The organism is Rhodococcus sp. 05-2254-2 (genome assembly GCF_002259095.1).
In the GTDB taxonomy this organism is placed as follows: Bacteria; Actinomycetota; Actinomycetes; order Mycobacteriales; family Mycobacteriaceae; genus Rhodococcoides.
Genome location: NZ_NOZJ01000022.1, coordinates 39,337 through 56,713 on the forward strand (window position 1 = coordinate 39,337; position 17,377 = coordinate 56,713).

19 protein-coding genes are annotated in these 17,377 nt (G+C 62.7%); 10 read left to right on the top strand and 9 right to left on the bottom strand.

Annotated features, from left to right (window positions below; all coding sequences use genetic code 11):
• Positions 1–113 precede the first annotated feature (113 nt).
• The gene (locus CH283_RS26780) at positions 114–791 is read right to left on the bottom strand and encodes a SanA/YdcF family protein (RefSeq protein ID WP_094640001.1); all 678 of its coding nucleotides are present in this window, start codon (positions 789–791) and stop codon (positions 114–116) included.
• Between the two features lie 318 nt (positions 792–1,109).
• Here CH283_RS26780 and CH283_RS26785 point away from each other — a divergent pair, with 318 nt between their 5' ends.
• A complete protein-coding gene (locus CH283_RS26785; RefSeq protein ID WP_094640000.1) occupies positions 1,110–2,483 on the top strand; it encodes a dicarboxylate/amino acid:cation symporter in 1,374 nt (457 codons plus the stop codon).
• A 60-nt stretch (positions 2,484–2,543) separates the two neighbouring features.
• Here the strand turns inward: CH283_RS26785 and CH283_RS26790 are convergent, their stop codons facing one another.
• The 3 genes from CH283_RS26790 to CH283_RS26800 form a co-directional block, all read right to left on the bottom strand.
• On the bottom strand, positions 2,544–2,933 hold the full coding sequence (locus CH283_RS26790; RefSeq protein ID WP_094639999.1) for a hypothetical protein: 390 nt from the start codon (positions 2,931–2,933) through the stop codon (positions 2,544–2,546).
• 17 nt (positions 2,934–2,950) lie between these two features.
• Complete coding sequence (locus CH283_RS26795) at positions 2,951–3,508, bottom strand: DUF3558 family protein (protein ID WP_217901145.1); 558 nt, start codon at positions 3,506–3,508, stop codon at positions 2,951–2,953.
• A 73-nt stretch (positions 3,509–3,581) separates the two neighbouring features.
• Complete coding sequence (locus CH283_RS26800) at positions 3,582–4,271, bottom strand: DUF998 domain-containing protein (RefSeq protein ID WP_255183364.1); 690 nt, start codon at positions 4,269–4,271, stop codon at positions 3,582–3,584.
• Between the two features lie 111 nt (positions 4,272–4,382).
• Between CH283_RS26800 and CH283_RS26805 the strand changes: the two genes are divergently transcribed.
• Both CH283_RS26805 and CH283_RS26810 read left to right on the top strand, forming a co-directional pair.
• Positions 4,383–4,724: an ArsR/SmtB family transcription factor gene (locus tag CH283_RS26805; RefSeq protein ID WP_094639997.1), complete on the top strand. Its 342-nt coding sequence runs from the start codon at positions 4,383–4,385 to the stop codon at positions 4,722–4,724.
• Between the two features lie 3 nt (positions 4,725–4,727).
• Complete coding sequence (locus CH283_RS26810) at positions 4,728–5,213, top strand: SRPBCC family protein (RefSeq protein WP_094639996.1); 486 nt, start codon at positions 4,728–4,730, stop codon at positions 5,211–5,213.
• A 61-nt stretch (positions 5,214–5,274) separates the two neighbouring features.
• On the opposite strand, the gene CH283_RS26815 is transcribed toward CH283_RS26810, so the two are convergent.
• A complete protein-coding gene (locus CH283_RS26815; protein ID WP_094639995.1) occupies positions 5,275–6,294 on the bottom strand; it encodes an SMP-30/gluconolactonase/LRE family protein in 1,020 nt (339 codons plus the stop codon).
• 87 nt (positions 6,295–6,381) lie between these two features.
• Between CH283_RS26815 and CH283_RS26820 the strand changes: the two genes are divergently transcribed.
• The gene (locus tag CH283_RS26820; protein WP_094639994.1) at positions 6,382–7,035 is read left to right on the top strand and encodes a DedA family protein; all 654 of its coding nucleotides are present in this window, start codon (positions 6,382–6,384) and stop codon (positions 7,033–7,035) included.
• Between the two features lie 4 nt (positions 7,036–7,039).
• On the opposite strand, the gene CH283_RS26825 is transcribed toward CH283_RS26820, so the two are convergent.
• Positions 7,040–7,300, bottom strand: a complete 261-nt coding sequence (locus CH283_RS26825) for a LuxR C-terminal-related transcriptional regulator (RefSeq protein ID WP_068046957.1) — start codon at positions 7,298–7,300, stop codon at positions 7,040–7,042.
• A 173-nt stretch (positions 7,301–7,473) separates the two neighbouring features.
• On the opposite strand from CH283_RS26825, the gene CH283_RS26830 reads away from it, so the two are divergent.
• From CH283_RS26830 to CH283_RS26840, 3 genes are all read left to right on the top strand, one after another.
• Entirely contained in the window at positions 7,474–8,721 is a 1,248-nt protein-coding gene (locus CH283_RS26830) for a TetR family transcriptional regulator C-terminal domain-containing protein (protein WP_094639993.1), read from the top strand.
• A 160-nt stretch (positions 8,722–8,881) separates the two neighbouring features.
• Positions 8,882–10,105, top strand: a complete 1,224-nt coding sequence (locus CH283_RS26835; protein WP_141215341.1) for a hypothetical protein — start codon at positions 8,882–8,884, stop codon at positions 10,103–10,105.
• Positions 10,102–11,493, top strand: coding sequence for an outer membrane protein assembly factor BamB family protein (locus tag CH283_RS26840; protein WP_094639991.1), 1,392 nt, complete (start codon positions 10,102–10,104; stop codon positions 11,491–11,493). The genes CH283_RS26835 and CH283_RS26840 overlap by 4 nt, the downstream gene beginning before the upstream one ends.
• 1 nt (position 11,494) lies before the next feature.
• On the opposite strand, the gene CH283_RS26845 is transcribed toward CH283_RS26840, so the two are convergent.
• On the bottom strand, positions 11,495–11,998 hold the full coding sequence (locus CH283_RS26845; protein WP_231893676.1) for a DUF1648 domain-containing protein: 504 nt from the start codon (positions 11,996–11,998) through the stop codon (positions 11,495–11,497).
• A gap of 78 nt (positions 11,999–12,076) precedes the next feature.
• On the opposite strand from CH283_RS26845, the gene CH283_RS26850 reads away from it, so the two are divergent.
• Positions 12,077–13,585, top strand: coding sequence for an SAM-dependent methyltransferase (locus CH283_RS26850; RefSeq protein WP_255183365.1), 1,509 nt, complete (start codon positions 12,077–12,079; stop codon positions 13,583–13,585).
• Here the strand turns inward: CH283_RS26850 and CH283_RS26855 are convergent.
• Entirely contained in the window at positions 13,569–13,886 is a 318-nt protein-coding gene (locus CH283_RS26855; protein WP_068046973.1) for an ArsR/SmtB family transcription factor, read from the bottom strand. The genes CH283_RS26850 and CH283_RS26855 overlap by 17 nt on opposite strands.
• Positions 13,887–13,974: 88 nt before the next feature.
• Here CH283_RS26855 and CH283_RS26860 point away from each other — a divergent pair, with 88 nt between their 5' ends.
• Entirely contained in the window at positions 13,975–15,024 is a 1,050-nt protein-coding gene (locus CH283_RS26860) for an SDR family oxidoreductase (protein ID WP_094639989.1), read from the top strand.
• 80 nt (positions 15,025–15,104) lie between these two features.
• Complete coding sequence (locus CH283_RS26865) at positions 15,105–15,896, top strand: acyl-CoA thioesterase (protein WP_094639988.1); 792 nt, start codon at positions 15,105–15,107, stop codon at positions 15,894–15,896.
• On the opposite strand, the gene CH283_RS26870 is transcribed toward CH283_RS26865, so the two are convergent.
• Entirely contained in the window at positions 15,884–17,365 is a 1,482-nt protein-coding gene (locus CH283_RS26870; RefSeq protein ID WP_094639987.1) for a mannitol dehydrogenase family protein, read from the bottom strand. The genes CH283_RS26865 and CH283_RS26870 overlap by 13 nt on opposite strands.
• Between the last annotated feature and the right edge of the window lie 12 nt (positions 17,366–17,377).

Genomic DNA, 17,377 nt, shown 5'->3' on the forward strand with positions numbered 1-17,377 from the left:
GTCGCCATCCCCGTCGTCCGCCTGATCGGCTCCCCTGCTTCGAATGACCGACGCCGATCGGAGGCACATATCCAGAACCGAGGGGCTGATTCACACCTCGCCGTCGGCCACACTCATCGGTCGGTGATGGTCGCGAGCGAATCGACAGGCGGGGAGACCACCACGGGATCGCGGCCGGACCACAAATCCAGCACGGCCTTGGGACGCGCCAACAACTCTCGCGCGTAATTACGCACCACCGCAAGGGTATTGCAGTCGATGCACTCCGCCGTGACCCCATCGACGTCGAGGTTCATGTCCTCGCACAACGCTACTGCTCGCGATACATGAAGGGGTTGGCTGATGATGAGTCCGCGTTCGACCCCGAAGGTCTCTTTCGCCCGTGCGCAGGTGTCGTAAGTGTCGATGCCGTGATCGTCTCCGATGATCACCGCAGGATCGATTCCGTGCTCGATCAGATAGTCGGTCATCGCTTGAATCTCGTTGCCCGAGTTACCGTCTGCATCACCGGAAACCAAAATTGCCTTGATCTTCCCCGCCGCCATCAACGCAATCGCAGTGTCGAGACGTCCGGAGAGAAATCGCATCGGCTTGCCGTCGCGCACCTGTGCACCGAGGACGATGGCCACCGGTGCGTCCGGCGCATCCTCGACGTCGTAGACCTTCCCCGCCGTCGTGTATGCCACCCACCCGGCCGATGCCAGAACGACGGCCACCAGGGCTGCGACCACCGCGCAGAAGACACGAACGAGTCGCCCGGCCAATCCTCGGGGCTTCGATACGGTACTCATGATCTCGTTTCGTCGGTGGGAAGAAACCTCAAGCTAACCCACCAATACGGAGTCCGAGCGTCCCCGAAGCGCACCCATACCGATTCCACAGTGATCCCTCAGAGCCCGCCCCTGCTTGATTGCACTGTTCGGACACGGAGTACCGTTCGATCAGTGAATCCGCTGCTGACCTCTCGACGCTATGTCGACTTGCGTCTGCAAGCCAGCGCTACCTGTTGACGGTTCTCTAGACCGCATCCCCTCCGCTCGGCCGATCGGCCGGCGAGTATTTCTGTCGTCCATCCTCGGCGACACCTCTCCTTTTCGAAAGGCATATCCATGTCTGCGCCCAGCGCTACCCGAACGCGCCGTGTCCCTACCTGGGCAACCGCGTTCGGTCCACAGATCGTTGCCGGTCTCGTCCTCGGTGTCGTATTCGGACTCATCGCCCGGTCGATGCCCGATGCTGCAGACGGCAACGAGAACTGGTTGGTCGGCACGCTGTCGACCATCGGTTCGAGCTACGTCAAACTGCTCACCGTCGCGGTGATCCCGCTGGTGTTCACCGCAATTGTCAGTTCGATCGCCAACCTGCGCGAAGTCACCAATGCCGCGCGTCTCGCCATTCAGACGCTGTGGTGGTTCGCCATCACGGCATTCATCGCCGTCATCATCGGCATCGTGATCGGGTTGGTCGCGCAGCCCGGTTCGCGTACCAGCGCAGGTGCCGATTCGGCGGGCGATCCGTCGAGTGTCGGATCGTGGTGGTCGTTCCTCACCGGACTGGTACCGAACAACTTTCTCGCACTCGGCGCGAAGACCACTGTCGCCGAGAGCGGCACCGCAACCACATCATTGAGCTTCAACATCTTGCAGTTGCTGGTCATCGCCGCTGCCATCGGTATCGCAGCGCTCAAGGTCGGCAAGAAGGCCGAGCCGTTCCTCGCGTTCAACGCGTCGCTGTTGGCCATCGTGCAGAAGGTTCTGTGGTGGATCATTCGCCTCGCGCCGATCGGCACCGCCGCACTCATCGGCAACGCGGTGGCGACCTACGGCTGGGATGCCATCGGCTCGCTCGGCGTCTTCACCGTGTCGATCTACGTCGGTCTGGCTGTGGTGTTCTTCGTGATATACCCGGTGATCGTTCGCGCACATGGACTTTCGGTACGCAACTTCTACTCGGGAGTGTGGCCTGCCACCCAGCTGGGCTTCGTTTCGCGTTCGTCGATCGGAACCCTGCCACTGACCGAACGCGTCACCGAACGTAACCTCGGAGTCCCGCGGGAGTACGCGTCGTTCGCTGTTCCTCTCGGGGCGACGACCAAGATGGACGGTTGCGCGGCAATCTATCCCGCGATCGCGGCACTGTTCGTCGCTCAGTTCTACGGCATCGATTTGACCATCACCGACTACCTGCTGATCATCGTGGTGTCCGTGATCGGTTCTGCAGCAACGGCAGGAACAACAGGTGCGACGGTGATGCTCACCCTCACGCTGTCGACCCTCGGATTGCCGTTGGCCGGCGTCGGTCTGCTGCTCGCAGTGGAGCCGATCGTGGACATGGGTCGCACCGCAGTCAACGTCACCGGTCAGGCATTGGTGCCGACCATCGTTGCCAAGCGCGAAGGAATTCTCGACCTCGAGCGCTACAACGCTCCGCGGAACGGCGATCCCTTCGTCGACGAGGAAGCGGAAGTGGAACTGGCCCGCTAGCAGCGTATTTCGAACGATCGATCCCGACGACCGAGCAACTGGGTCGTCGGGATCTTTCGTCTATCTCGGCGGGGACAGCGCCTCTACGGTGGCGGCAGTCGCGATATCCGTGGCCTCGACACTCGCGAAATAGTGTTGAAAGAACTCCCGCATCGTCTTGACGATCTCGATCTGCTGCTCGATCGCAAAGCGCGCGGAGCCCTCCTCGGCCACCGCGAGGCGATGAAATTTGGCTTGAAGTTGTTGGGCTGAGTCCAAGTCACCCCAAGACTGCGGCCAAGCAAGCGAAGTCGTCATTTCGAGCATCCGGTCGAGCTTCGTCAGATACTCGGCGCAAACAGCGTCGCAGCGAGCGGCGACTCCTGGTTCGACATCGAGTTCGCCCGCGACCGCCTGATCTCGGAGTGAACGCCAGTGGCCGAGATTGTGGTTCAGCCCGTACGGCTCCATTGTTTTCAGTGTCCTATCTAGGTCGGAAAGAACGGTTCCAAATCAGCTGCATGACGATTGACTTCGGTGCACGGTTCACCCTCCAGGTCGCGTGAACCCTTCTTTTGAAGGTCGAGCACGATCAGACCGTCATCCGTGTTCAGAGCGACTGCGCAACCGAGGAACTGCATCTCGTCGGCATGGCGCAGTTGGGTGGCGGTGCGCTCGGACAGTTTCAAGTCCACCCCGCGCACGAACGAGGGGCTGAGCAGCAATTCGTCGATGGACTCCAGCGATGACAAGACAGCAACGTAGTACCAGCTTTTCTGCGCGACCCCATCCCAGGTACAGCCCTTCCAGCCGGGGTGCGTCGTGATGCCCGCGAAGTCCGGTCGCTCGGTGCTGACGTCCAATCCACTTGCGGTCACGGCAGATTTGGGGATGGTGCAGGGGTCGAATGGCTCCGGGCCGGCTGCCACCGTCGTCGATTCCGGCGAAGAGGATTCACTGGCGGCGGGTGTTCCCTGCGTCGATCCCGTGCAACCCGCCAACACCAGGGCCGAAGCACACACCGCCGCGAACCGCCGCCCACCCATTACCCGCATTCGTTCAACCTCTCGACACAGACGTCACTGAGAGGTTGGACGCGAGGGGCACCCGATCGGTTCCCTATACGCGCTGCGAGGCCTTGATCTTCTGCGACTCGACCGCGTGAACACTCCTACGCTCCGCCGCCCACACCCACAGGGCCAGCGATATCAGCGCGATCACTTCGGCGACGACGAGCACTCGCTCCACGTAACCGAGGGTGACCACCCGGTACCAGGGTCGCGGGCCGGTGGCACCGGCGACCAGTGCGTAAACGATGGGCAGCAACGTCACGACCGACAGCATGCTCAGTCCCAGAGTGATCCGGGCCCGAGCCGCCCACACGGCGTCACGAATCCAAGGACGGGAGAAGAGAAAGACGGCTACCGGGATGCTGACGAACGCCACAGCCGCACCGAGTCGGTGAATCGTCCCGCCGACGCTCAGCGACGCGTCGTTGGACCAATCCTGTTTCGGCACCGCGACGACGGCCACGAGTCCCACGGTCCACAGAGTCAGGCAGATCGACGCGGCCGATGTGGGCCGAGTGAGTCGATGCCGAAGTGCGGCCGCAAGAGTGAGTGCCGAACCGAAGGCGAGCAGGACGACCCCGATCGAGAACACCCATTGCTGCGCACCGAGTCCGTATTCGCTGATCGTGCGGCGCAAGTGCGAGGGCGTCTGCAAAGCGGTGTACAGATCGAGAACCAGCACCACCAGCGCACCCAACATGATCAACAGAGCGCCGATCCTGGCCGGTCGAATCTGCACCTTGTCTCCACCCTCCGGGACGACGTCGATCGCCGTCCACACTCCATGTTGCCCGAAGAACCGATCTACATCCCTTGACCGAGGCTGTAGCGTCGAATAACGTACAACCACATGGTTGTAGATCAGCTGGATGACGTCGGCATCGATCGCCTCTTCCAGGCATTCGCAGACACGACGCGTCGTGACATCGTCGCGAAGGTCACTGTCGGCGAGCAGTCGGTCTCTGAGTTGGCTTCCCACTACGCCATGAGTTTCGCCGCCGTACAGAAACACGTCGCAGTTCTCGAACGCGCTGCGGTGATCACGAAACAGAGGCGCGGCAGGGAGCAGATCGTGCGAGTTCGATTGGAGACCATCGCCCGAGCCCGCGCCTTGCTCGACGGATACGAAGAAATCTGGCGAGATCGCGTCGGGAGGATCGACGAACTTCTTTCCCAGGACGAGAAAGGCTGAATCATGCCGTTCATCAGCTCACACAAGGATGCAGAAAACTTGACCATGACCGTGGTCGCGGAGTTCGACGCGAAAGTAGAACGCGTCTGGCAGATCTGGGAGGACCCCCGTCAGCTCGAACGGTGGTGGGGTCCGCCGACATGGCCTGCGACATTCGTCTCCCACGACTTCGTTCCGGGCGGCAAGGCGTCGTACTACATGTCCGGGCCCGACGGCGAAAAGGCCGCTGGCTGGTGGCTTTTCACCGATATTTCAGCTCCGACCACGCTGTCCTTCGACGACGGGTTCGCCGACGATTCCGGCAACCCGTCGTCGACGCTGCCCGTCACGCACGCCGTGGTAACTCTCGAGGACGTCGACGGCAGAACGCGCATGACCATCCGGTCTCGATTCGACAGCCTGAGCCAGCTCGAAGAACTGGTCGCGATGGGCATGGAGGAAGGCATGGCGTCGGCAATCGGTCAGATCGACGCCGTCGTCGCCGAGTGATCGTCGTGCGTGGAAACTCGACCCCTGCTACGAGTTTCCGTGCACCTGCGGCGCAGCCGCTCTACTCGGGAACGGAGCTGACGGTGAACGGCTCGACGGGCTCTCCCCCACGCTTGTCGAACTGACTGTTGACCACGAGCAGTCGATCGTCCACTGCCGCAACGGTTGTGGGGTAGGCGAACGATGCATCGGTGATCTCACCGGTGACCGCGCCGGTTCTGCCGTCGTCATCGAGGTCGACCTTGGCGATGAGCCCGTCACGATTGCGGACGACGTACAAGGTGTCGTCGTCCATTTCGAGGCCGTCGCCGTTGGTCAGGGTCGCGCCGCCGAGGTCCACCTGCGTGACCTCTTTCGAGGTCTTGTCGATTCGATAGAGGTTGCCGGTACTGGACTGCACGACGATCAACGCCGATTCGTCGTCGTTCTCGACGATGCCGTTCGCGTTGAAGCCCTCCCCGTACGCGAACGGAGTGCCGTCGAAGCTCACGAACGTCTCCAACGGAGCGTCCTGCGTTCCGGCCGTCATCTGCTCGACGGGAATGCGGTACAACGCCGGGCTGCGTGAGTCCGTGATGTAGGCATCACCGTTGTCGGCAATGGCGACGTCGTTGAGGAATGTCGCATCGGTGCCGAGACCGTTGGTGAACGTTCCGATCAGATCACCGGAATCGGCGTCGTACACCCATACCTTGCCGGTGGCCCCACCGGCGATCACCAAGTAGTCGGCGCGATCGTCGTCGTCGGTCACGTCGATTCCGGCAGCCGCGGTGCGTCCGTCCGCGCCGCCGGGCAGGAACACCGAGACATCCGGGGAGCCGACGGTTCCGCGGAACACCGCGCCATCGGATGTGGACGTCACATAGAACGTGTCGTCCGCGGCCGTGATGCCCTCGGGGAACACTCCACTGCCGGGCAGGTTGTAGACCGTCGCCGAGCTCGAACTCGGCGATGTCGACGCAGGCGTGGACGAATTGCTCGTCGTGGCCGGTGCCGGGTCGGGCGAGTCCGACGACCCGCAGGCACTCAGAAATAGTGTGGCGAGGGCAACAGCGGGGGCTACTCGGGAGACTCGGTTCACACCGTCGAGTGTTCCATATGTCTCAATCTTCGAGCATTTCGCCTGGTGAGCAGATTTTGGACCCGTCAGTTTCGTACTGTCGTAGTCATGAGTGCCTCCTCCTCCCTTGCCGCAGCCGACAGCGACCTCGGAGGGATCGCCGGATGGGCAGTGAGTCTGATGGAGGCCATCGGTGGCCCCGGCGCAGGAATTGCGGTGGCCGCCGAGAACTTCTTCCCGCCGCTGCCGAGCGAGATCATCCTGCCGCTGGCGGGGTTCACCGCATCCCAGGGCGGGATGACTCTGCTGAGTGCGCTGTTCTGGACGACGGCCGGATCGGTACTCGGCGCACTGGTTCTGTACTGGCTCGGCGTCAAACTCGGACGCGACCGGATGTACGCCATCGTCGATCGGATGCCGTTCGTCGGAACCGACGATCTGACCAAGGCCGAGGATTGGTTCGCCCGCCACGGACGGTCGGCGGTGTTCTTCGGCCGCATGATCCCGATGGTCCGTTCGGGCATATCCATCCCGGCCGGCGTGTCCCGGATGCCGGTTCTGCAATTCCTGCTATACACCACCCTCGGCAGCCTGATCTGGAACTCGATCTTCGTGCTTGCCGGCTATTTCCTCGGCGAGAACTGGCACTACGTGGAGAGCTACGCGTCGGTGTTCCAGTACGTCGTCATCGGCATCGTGGTCGCGCTGATCGGCTGGTTCGTGGTCAAGAAGGTGCGGTCCCGCCGCGTCGAGGTGCAGTGACTGCTCACAGATCGTCGATGTCGATGAACCCGTCCTGCAGCGCACGCACCAGCAACGTCGCTTTGGTCGGCGCCGTTCGTCCCACTGCCGTGTACTTCGCTCTGATGCGAGTCAGGTGTGTGTTGACGGTTCCCATCGAGAGATAGAGCGAGCGCGACGCCTCCGCTTTGGAATCCGAGATGAGCCATGCGGTGAGAACCTCGATTTCACGAGCGCTGAGCCGTGGGTCGGGGGCATCGCCGATGCGGATGTCGAGCACTGTCATGAAGATCCTCGTTTTCGGGCGTCACCGCTGTCCCGGTGGCGCTGACACGGCCAATGACACAGCACTCGCTCCGCTGCGTCACTCCGAGGAATGACCGAGGTTGCTCTCACCCGAGAGTGAACACTGTCACCTGCGCCGTCACAGTGGGCCTCACCTCGGTAAAGTCCGCCACTATGACCGAGCTCGACGCGACCGCCGCCCACTTCGTCGAGGCGGGTGTCACATTGTTGGTCACCCATCCGCAGAAGATTCTCGAACGCGGATTACGTATCGAAGACGTCGTTCACGAGGCCGACTCGTCGACGGCAACGTTCTTCCGCAAGTTCAGCACCAAATCCGACTTTCTCGCCACGGTCGTCGAACATTTGTCTCGAACTCCTCCACCCACCGACGTTCACGAGACTGTTCGCACCCAGATGACGGACAGCGGTGCGTCGATTCGCGCGACGGTGACTGCGCTCGTTGCGCGTTACTTCCCGGCGATCGTCGACCGGAGGAGCATCACCGAGTCTCTTCTCGATCTTGTTTTCAGCGGGCCGACTTCCGGGGCCCTCGCCGGAAGCTACCGCGTTCGAGACGATGCCGTACTCGAGGCATTCGGGGCACTGTTCGATCCCGACGGTGGAGCCTTTCGCCGTCCCTTCACGGCCCGATCGTTCGCCATGACCGTCAATGCTGTCGTCGACGGCTTTCGGATCCGCAGTCAGGTGGACGCCTCCTCCGTATCTCCCGATGTGATGTCCGACGCGGTGCTGGCCTTCCTCGGGGCCGTCGTCGACACGTCCGGACATCATCAGCACCTCGACGACGTCGTGCGGGATGTCGGAACACCGGTCGAGGAGCGGCCGCTTCCTCGCGATCCGCGTGCCGCGATCGTCACCGCGGCGCGCGACGAGTTCGGTAAGCGTGGGTACTTCATGACGCGTATGGACGACGTCGCCGATATCGCCGGAGTGCCGAGGGCAGCATGCAAGACTCTGTTTCCGACCAAGCCGTCCGTCATCGTTGCGGCACTGCAGAGCCGGGTCGATCGTCTCCGTGAGTCGGTGGCCGACGACCAACTGCTCGGCCTCGACGAGCTCACGATTCTGCAGAATCACATGCTGCGGTGCGCGCAACTCGCCTCCGAAGAACTCGAATTCATGGACGCTCTCCTCGTCGCCGTCGCCCACGACACTTACGGCGAGCCGGAGGGACTGATCTCGATCAAGGAGAAGCTCAACCTGCCGGCGATCATCGCACCGGTCATCGCGCGAGGGCAGGACACCGGCATCTTCCGAAAGAGCTCGAGCCCAGTCGATCTCGCGGCAGGCATTACCAACACTCTGCTGATGCGGTGTTTCACCCGACGACAGAACAGCCCGCAGGACAACGCGACGTTCGTCGGTGAACTCCTCCTCGACGGACTCAGTGCGCGCTGAGCATCGACCGCGTGCCATCGGGTCCCGCTGGATTTCTCCGGCGAACCGGTCGGGTGCAGTGAGGATCTCGTCTGCCTGCCACACCCACCTCGATTAGCAAAACGAATGGTATGAATATTGCGCGACGTTCGTCGCAATGGTGACGAACGGAGCGAGGGCGATGGACGAGGACACGCAGCCCACCGAACGCAACCATTCTGCGCTGCTGACCACACTCGTCCTGACGTCGATCGTGGCACTCGGCGTGGTCGCAGCGGGATTGACCGCTCCAGCCGAAGAGCCTGAATTGACTTCCCTACCAACAACATCGGCGACTCCCGTTCCGGAGCCCCCGCAACCTGAGTACGTGGTGGTCACCCCGGAAGTCGACGCGTCGGCGAGCATCCCGGGGTGCGATACCGTCGAGCCTCCGAGCGAATCCTCGTACTTCGGCATCGCCACGATGGGCGACGAGTCGTACGACAATCCAGCCGCCCCCTGGTACGACGGACCCAGAGCTCACCTCATGTCCGAGGCGTTGATGGCAGCGCTTCCCGCCGAGATCTCATCGACAAGGTCCTTGTACTTCGGCCCGATACCCGCGTCGGACGAATCTCAGGATTTCGTCCTCGACTCGGCGCATGCATCCGCCCCACTGGCTGCGGGTGGCGGGTCCGACTATCTCAGTGTTTCTGTCGGCCCGGCAGACTCGGCCGAACCACCACCGTGTGTGGCAGGACAAGTGGACGAGCGACGGAGTCTTTCGGACGGAACGGTGCTGGACGCCGACGACACGTGGCGCGAAACCAACGGTCAGCGGTCCTACTCCCGGACGGCCACCGCGTACACCCCGGACAACACTGTCGTGTCTGCCTCCGTCTCGGGCGGGAACGACCCGGACACGTTGACACTGACGCTCGACGACCTGGTCCGAATAGCCACCGATCCTGCGCTCAGAATCACTGCTCCCGTCCCTGCGGGAACACCGGGCAATGTCACCGACTGCTACGGCGGCTGGGACGACTCACCGACGGCCTCGTTCTCTCGCGACGAGACTCGAAGGCTCAACGACGCCTTACGCCGAGCCGACGTGGCAGCTCTAGCACCGACTCCACCCCTCGGCGCACTGCACACCAGTGACTTCGGTTCCGGGCTCTGTCAGACGGTGAACAGCACTGCCGGGCAACTCACGATCAGCGTTACTCGGGCCACGTCTGATATCGAATCCGATTCGACGACAACGGAGGAACCCCAGCTTCTGTCACCGAACGAGTACGGGACAGGGTCCTCGGTCTTCGTCGTCACGCCGTCAGGGCTCGAGATCGCGGTGTCGACGGACCGACCGACGGCGGATCCAGCATTGCTCGAGAATCTGGCGAACACACCAGGATTGGACCTTCCATGACGCGATGGAACGAGACGACGAAATTGGTCGTTGCGGCGGTCGTCACGACGCTGTCGGTCGGTGCTGCGGTAGTCGTTGTGGCACAGGACCGATCGACGACCATCAAGAAGATCACGGACTCCTCGGACGACGCGCCGGGGTTGGCGTGGGCCGTCGACGCGGCGGACATGGGGCTCGAGGGAGCTACCTTCGCCTCTCCGCGTACCGGTTCCATGTATGCGTGGGGTCTCGGCTCGATAGTGATCGGCGGTACAGCTCTCACACTGGCCGTGGTGTCCTCGGAATCCGGCAACGACGAGGCAGTCATGGTCGGAATCGACACCACGGACGGCACAGTTCTGTGGAAGACCCCGGCCCCGGACCTAGCGGCGTGCGCCGACGAGCCGCTCGACGGACAGCTCGTCTGCCACCAGCCCACCTGGGGCGAGACTCCCGGCTACGTCACCTTCGATCCGGCCACCGGCGAATCGCGAAACTACCCTACTGATCTCGATCTTTTCGCCGTCACCGTCGCAAACGATCGCGTGTACACGACATCGGGCGACCTAGAGGGTAACGATGTTCTGCTGCACCGCGGAACGCTGGAGAATCCGAGCGCAGAGTGGACGGTTCCGCTGCACGCGTGGGCCGGTTGGGAAGACGACTACGCCACCGCACTGAAGGTCGATGACGACATCGGAACCTTCGACGTCGGGGGCGGTTTCTCCACGTTCGACGCCGCGACCGGCCGACAACTCTGGAAGACGGACAGCCTCGAGGATTGCCTCGGAGCCGTGAGACGCACCGCAGGCGACCTGGCCATTGCATCGGTGCAAGATTGCGAAGGTACGGGTTCGGAATCGAAAGGGTCGGTCGCCTTCCGACTGGACGGCACGGTCCTCGCACGGTCGGACAGTCCTGTCGTACAACAGCCTTCACTGGACGAGCCCACCGACACGTCGATCCCGATCGTTCTCGGCGATACGGCCTTCGATCGCACCACAGGTGAGCAACTGTGGCGCGACGACGCCTTGTCGTACGACTTCCCCGGAGACGAACTCAACGAGCCCCGCACGTACGCCACTCTGACGTACGTGATCGGCCATGTCGGGTTGCTGCAGGCATCCAACGGCACCACAGCGCTCGATCTGCGAGACGGCGAGCATCTGTGGCAGGCCGGGCTGACCGGCAGCATCATCGGGCGCGACGGTGATCTGATGTTGACCTCGGCCGGCACGGATCTGTCCGCGGTCGACGTGACCACCGGTGAGACCGAGTGGACTGCGTCGACGTCGATGATGTTTCCCGATGACGAATCGATGAGCTTCGAGATGCTGGTCGACGCCGCCGAGGGCAGCTATCTGGTGCAGTCGGGCACCAAACTGGCGATGCTGCAACCACTCCCCTGAATCAGTCCTTCGGAACGCGGTACCGGCCACCTTTGACGACGAACACCACGTATCCCAGAATGGCCAGCACGTACAGCGCCGTCGGTACCGCGAGAACCCAGACGCTGACGGAGTCGCCTGTGGTCGCGCCCGCAACGCCGGTGATCCAGGCGAAGAGCAATGCCGTTGCTGCGCCGATCCACTCGAGGTCCTCGGCCATCTTCCGGTTCAGCTCCGGTCGATTCTCGGCGGCAGTCCAGTACTCGTGCATCTTTCGACTCGGCAGATTCACCATGGACGCCGGAACCTTGGGCAACCACCAACCGATACTCGCGAACAACCCGATCATCGCGAATCCGATGCCGCCCATCGTGAGCAGGAAGGACAGCTTCGACTCCATGCGATCGACCTGACCGGACGCGTCGAAGTGCGCGGGAACTCGATCCCCCGCGGTGACGGCGACCCAGATCAGAGCAACGATGAACACCAGAGTTGACAGCAGCAGGGCCGCACGCGAAAGCTTCATCGAAGTCCACATTAGTGCCTCCAGCATCGGTGTGGTGCCGTGGCTCCGGGGCTTCCGCTCCCGTGTCACGGAAGGCACTTGTCCGCACCACTGCCGGAGGCACCGATGCCCAACAACGAGTTCGGGGACTTCCAGACCCCTATCGAGTTGGCACGTGCGTTGGTCAGCACCCTGCCTCGAACGGCGTGGACCCGCGTCCTCGAACCCACGTGCGGTGTCGGGAACTTCCTGTCGGCCATCGGGGAGCGTCATCCCGATGCAGAACGTGTCGGAATCGAGGTGCAACCCGAGTACGCCGCGGCCGCATCGGCATTCGGCCGAGTGATCACCGCCTCGATTTTCGATTTCGACCTTGCACGCGACATCGCATGGACATCTGCGACCGGCCCGACTCTCGTCGTCGGCAACCCACCATGGGTGACCAATTCTCAGCTCTCGGTTCTGGGCTCGAGCAACAGACCGGCTCGCGCGAACACCGAGAACGCGCGCGGAATAGATGCGATCACCGGAAGCTCCAATTTCGACATCGCAGAATTCATTTGGATCAAGCTCCTCGCCGAGTTCAGCGATAGACCGGTGACCATCGCGATGATCTGCAAGACCCAGGTTGCTAGAAACGTGCTGTTGCACTGCGCTCGGCAGCAGCTTCCGGTGACCGGTTCGAGTCTACGAATGATCGATGCGAAGAAGTGGTTCGACGCAAGGGTCGACGCCTGCTGGTTCACCGTGGAACTCGGGCCGGGTAAGACCGACTACACCGCGGCGACCTATCCGAGCATCGTTGCGTCACAACCGGACAACAGAATCGGGGTCATCGACGTCCAACTCGTCGCGAACGTCGATGCGTACCAGCGCAGCAAGCAGTTCGATGGCATCAGTTCACTGATGTGGCGGCAGGGCATCAAACACGACGCGTCTGCCGTCATGGAACTGACCGAGAACGACGGTCCACGAACCAAACTCGGAGCTTCGGTGGACGTCGAGAGCGAGTTCCTGTTTCCACTGTTCAAGTGCACCGATGTCTACCGCGGTAAGCTCACCGAAGTATCGCGGTGGATGATCGTTCCGCAGTCGCATACCGGTGACGACACCGCGCAGTTGGCGGACAGCGCGCCGAAGCTGTGGAAGTACCTGACCGACAACGCGGGTGCTCTCGATGGCCGAAAGTCGTCGATCTACCGCAACAGGGCGCGCTTCTGCATCTTCGGAGTGGGGCCGTACACGTTTGCGCCCTACAAGATCGCGATCTCCGGATTCCACAAGGTTCCGCAGTTCAGAATGATCGGCCCCTACGACGGCAGACCTGCGGTGTTCGACGATGCCACCTATCTCCTTCCGTTCGAGGACCCAGCGGCCTGCGCGGTTGCCCATGCGCTGTTGACCGGCCAGGAGGCCACGGATCTCATTGCTGCACTGGCTTTTTGGGACAGCAAACGACCGGTGACGAAGAAGCTGTTGCAACGCATCGACCTGAGCGCCATCGCACGTGCAACCGACCGGCGCGCCCTGCGGGACCGGGCGCGAGCCGTGCACCAGGACAGCAGCTCGATCGATCAGGCGATCGACAACTTCACAGATCCGACTTGATCGTTTCGGCAAATCGGTCGAGGAATGCGTCGTTGCGTTTGTAGTGCACCCAGGGACCGATCTTGGTGCTTGTCACCAGCTGCGCGCGTTGCAGCACGGCCATGTACTGCGAGGCGGTGGATTGAGACACGCCCGCCCTCGACTGAATGTGCTTGAGGCACACTCCCACATCTTCGGCCGGCTCGAGCTGCGGCGGAAAATCGCTCGGGTCCTTGAGCCACTGCATGATCGCCAATCTCGCGGGGTTGCTCAGCGCACCGAACACTGCTGCGAGCTCCGCGGGGTCCAGTTCGTCAGCCACCCTCGAAGCTTACTCCTATATCGCGATATCCCGATATGTGGTCTACTTGAGGCATCGCAATATCGCGATATCGAGATTGGAGTAGGTCATGTCACGCGTAGCAGTAGTAGTGGGAGCCAACGGAGTGATCGGCGGCAACTTGGTCGATCACCTGCAACGGACGGGCGAGTGGGACATCGTCGGGCTGTCACGCCGAGGTGGTACGGACGCCGGACGCGTCCGGCACATCGCGGTGGATCTGCTCGACGCCGACGAGACCCACCGTCGACTGGCGGAGCTGACCGACGTCACACACATCTTCTACGCCGCTTACCAGGAGAGACCGAGCTGGGCCGAACTCGTCGCCCCCAATCTCGCGATGCTCGTCAACGTGGTCACGGCCGTCGAGGAGAGCTCACCGGACCTCGAGCACGTGAGCCTGATGCAGGGCTACAAGGTGTACGGCGCGCACCTGGGCCCTTTCAAAACCCCGGCGCGAGAATCGGATCCGCCGCACATGCCGCCCGAGTTCAACGTCGATCAGCAGCAGTTTCTCGAGGCGCGGCAACTCGGTAAGCGGTGGACGTGGTCGGCGATCCGGCCGTCGGTGGTGTGCGGTGTCGCGCTGGGCAACCCGATGAATCTGGCCACCGTCATCGCCGTGTACGCCACCATGTGCAAGAAACTGGGCGTCCCCATGCGGTTTCCGGGCAAGCCCGGTGCCTTCGACGCACTGCTCGAGATGACAGATGCATCGTTGCTCGCCGAGGCGACAGTATGGGCGGCCACCACGCCGAGCTGCGCCAACCAGGCGTTCAACATCACCAACGGCGATCTGTTTCGCTGGAGCGACATGTGGCCGCGTGTCGCGGGTCTTTTCGACCTCGATACCGCAACTCCCCTACCGATGTCCTTGGCAGATGTCATGGCAGACAAGGAACCGCTGTGGAATTCGATCGTCGCCGAGAACGGGCTGCAGAAGATTCCGTATTCCGACGTATCGTCCTGGGCCTTCGGCGATTTCGTGTTCGCGTGGGACTACGACGTCCTTGCCGACGGTTCCAAAGCGCGTCGACTGGGTTTTCACCGTTTCGTCGACACCGAGGCGATGTTCGCCGAGATAGTCGCCGAGCTACGTCGCCAGCGAATCATTCCGTGAGGGAGCCACCCTGCGTACCGCCCGAGTGGGCCGGATAGTTTGAATCGGCACGAACGACGATAGAGACCTACGGGAGAACAATGCATCCGTTCGACACAGCAGTCGCCCTCGAGACCGTCGGCGACGGCACGTATCGCGGCAGGACATCACCGCCGTACAACAACATGGTCGGCCCGTTCGGTGGCATCACTGCTGCGACGTTCATCCGAGCCATCGAACGGCATCCGGAATGCCTCGGATCACAGGTCTCGCTGACGGTCAACTTCGCCGGTCCGGTGGCCGAGGGCGAATTCGAGATCTCGGCGCGCGCCGTGCGAACCAACCGGAGCAATCAGCACTGGTACCTCGAACTCGTCCAGGACGGTGCCGTCGCAACTACGGCTACGGCGGTGTTCGGAACCAGGCGCGAGACGTGGGACAACACCGAGGCCGTGGCACCGGCCGTCGCCTCCCCCGCCGAGACGCCCCGAGGCAACTTTCCCGACGCGATCGCCTGGGCGCAGAACTACGAGATGCGTTTCGTTGCAGGCGCTCTGAACGACCAGGAATCACCGGACTCGACCGAGACACTGTGGATCCGCGACACACCGCCACGTCCGGTGGACTTCGCTGCGCTGACCTCGCTCAGCGATGTGTTCTACCCCAGGATCTTTCAGCGCCTCGGTCGCTACGTGCCGGCCGGCACCATCTCGCTGACGATCCACTACTTCGCGACGCCCGAAGATCTCGAGCAGCACTCCGACGGGTACGTCCTCGGTACCGCACGAGCACGCCGGTTCCATCAGGGCTATTTCGATCAGACGGCAGAACTGTGGACCGAAGGTGGAACGTTGCTGGCCACGAGCCACCAGGTGGTGTACTACAAGGTCTGACCCACTCCGACCGACTGTTCCAGCACGCGCCGCACTGCTCCGCGGGCACCGCTGTCCTGAAGCGAGCGCTTGGCCCTTTGGTACGCCCCGCGTAGCCGCGGACTCGTCGCCAGATCACCGAACACGGCTGGGTTCGCCAGGAAAGCGCCGGGGTTGTCGTGATCCTCCCACGACAAACGCTGCAGGTGTTCGGCGTTCGCGTCGACCATCGGGATGTCCCCACGCTCGTGGACTCCGCACCACGCGGCGAGCACCAGTGCTCCGTGGTCGACCGATCGGTCCTGTGCCAGCCGGTCGCGGATCACCGGCAGCACGAACTTCGGGATGCGGGCGGACGCGTCGACGATCTGACGTTCGAGCGTGTCTCGCACCGCATGGCTCGAAAAACGTTGCAGCAGTTGTTCGATGTAGGTGTCGATGTCGATTCCGTCGACCGGGTCGAGCGTCGGTGCAGCCTCGGTTCGCATGTACGACGCCACGAACTCGTACAGGTCGGGACTTCCCATCACCTCGTGCACGTGGGTGTAGCCGGCGAGGATACCGAGATAGCTCAGTGCTTGGTGAGATCCGTTGAGCAGCCGCAGTTTCATGTGTTCGTACGGTGCGACGTCGGCGACGAGTTGCACTCCGACCTCGCCGAAGGGCGGTCGGCCGAACGAGAAGGTGTCTTCGACCACCCACTGCGAGAACGATTCCGACCGCACCGGCCAGCCGTCGTCGATTCCGAAGTCGCAGCGCACGTCGTCGATGACTGCGGTCGTCGTAGCAGGGGTGATGCGGTCGACCATCGAGTTGGGAAACGCGACCGATGCGTCGATCCAGTCTGCCAGGTCGGCGTCGTGCCGACGGGCGAAGGAGGTCAATGCCGTTCGGGTCACCGACCCGTTGTGGACGATGTTGTCGCACGACATCACGGTGAACGGCGGAATCCCGTGGTACCGGCGGGTGGCGAGCGCAACGGTCAGAAAGCCGAAGACACTCGACGGTATCGAGAGGTCCCGGAGATCGTCGAGCACTGCAGGATCGCTGGGCTCGAATGCACCGGTGATGTCGTCCACGCCGTAGCCCGCCTCGGTGATCGTCAGTGACACGATCATCGTGGCGGGTGAGCTGAGCACATCGAGTACCCCCTGGGGATCCTCGGGCGCGAAGACGAAATCCGCGACCGAACCGATGACCCGGGCGTCGCGTCGACCGTCCGGATCCACCGTGACCAGGGTGTAGAGGTGGTCCTGCGAGTCGAGGACGTCACCGATCTTCCTGTCTCCCGGCAACACTCCCACTCCACACAGTGCCCAGTCGAGATGGCCGGCCGCGAGAAGCCGATCGAAGTACACCGCCTGATGAGCGCGATGAAAAGCACCGACTCCGAAATGCACCACACCGCAGTGCAGTTCGTCCAAGTCGTAGTCCGGCTTCGCGACGGTCGCGGGCAGGTGTTCCAACGTCGCGCGGCGAAGCTCGGTCATGACAGGTCCTCG